The sequence below is a fragment of the Rhizobium sp. No.120 genome (assembly GCF_054558365.1).
Map to the genome: position 1 here is coordinate 1 of NZ_BAAJNQ010000061.1, position 607 is coordinate 607.

At 57.0% G+C, this 607-nt stretch carries 1 protein-coding gene; it reads right to left on the reverse strand.

Annotation, left to right across the window (positions count from 1 at the left end):
• Nucleotides 1-562: oligosaccharide flippase family protein (locus tag ACYJRZ_RS31940; RefSeq protein ID WP_459465543.1), on the reverse strand; the 562-nt coding region annotated here is incomplete at its 3' end.
• Between the last annotated feature and the right edge of the window lie 45 nt (nucleotides 563-607).

The following is a 607-nucleotide window of genomic DNA, read 5'->3' on the forward strand; positions in this document are numbered from 1 at the left end:
GATAAGAAACCACGACAGCCGCCACCGAATTGGTGACGAAATTGGCGGCGATTGCCCAATAGCTCCCTCCCGAAAAGACCGTGATCATGGCAATGACAAAGGCACATAGTTTGCCGCTGAATTCCAGAAGGAAGGTCTGGCGAAAGCCGAGCTCCCGGACGAAATGCACCATTGCCGGACTACAGAAACCCCTCGCAATCGGCCCGATCGCCAGAACGGCAATCAGCGGAGTGAGTTGCGGATTGTGATTGATCAACGAGAAGGGCCAGGCGGCGGCGAGGACGATAAGCGCGATCAGTCCGCTTCTTACGACACTCAGCGTGAAGCCCGTATCGAGGTGGCTCTTGTCGACCATATCGAGCCGAACCATCGCCTGCGTGACAGGCACTTCCAACACAGTATCGACAACCACGACAAGCGACATTGCCAGTGCCGCCAAGCCGAAATCGGCAGGTGTCAAAATACGAGCGAAGAGCAGAAGCGTGCAGAAATCGACGAGGCGGCCGATGAAGCGTGAAACGACGAGCCAACCGGCTCCCTTGAAGGCTTTGAACGCAAGCATGCGACCCCTAATGCTCCGTCTGTCTGAGACCCAGTCCACGGCTGC